This is a genomic window from Neisseria sp. P0021.S007, from assembly GCF_051956855.1.
Genome location: NZ_JBQCXA010001101.1, coordinates 1 through 531, shown reverse-complemented (window position 1 = coordinate 531; position 531 = coordinate 1). Strand labels below are relative to the sequence as shown.

Annotated in this window: 1 protein-coding gene; it reads left to right on the top strand. The window is 59.3% G+C overall.

What is annotated here, in order from left to right; translation table 11 throughout:
* Positions 1-19 precede the first annotated feature (19 nt).
* A partial coding sequence (locus tag ACTHUR_RS17730) for a radical SAM protein (protein WP_440400039.1) occupies positions 20-531 on the top strand: 512 nt, incomplete at its 3' end.

The following is a 531-nucleotide window of genomic DNA, read 5'->3' as shown; positions in this document are numbered from 1 at the left end:
ATCCGGTACATCAGACACCATGCAGACAACCATCGCCATCAACCCCGAAACACCCGCCCCCGCCAAAGACCTCGGACACCGCCACTACAACGGCAAAGGCATCGTCCATTCCGTAGAATCCTGCGGCGCGGTGGACGGTCCCGGGTTGCGCTACGTCCTCTTCCTGCAAGGCTGCCTCATGCGCTGCCTCTACTGCCACAACCGCGACACATGGGACTTGCACACCGAACAGGCCCAGGAAATGACCGTACCCGAAGTCATGAAGCAAGTCATGTCCTACCGTCACTACCTGCGCGCCACAGGCGGCGGCGTTACCGCCACAGGCGGCGAACCGCTCCTGCAATACGAATTCGTACGCGACTGGTTCACCGCCTGCCACGAACACGACATCCACACCTGCCTCGACAGCAACGGCTACGCCCTGCATTACGATTCCATCCTTGACGACCTGCTCGACCACACCAACCTCGTCATGCTCGATTTAAAACAAATCGACCCCGAAATCCACAAAGTCCTCGTCGGCATCCCCAA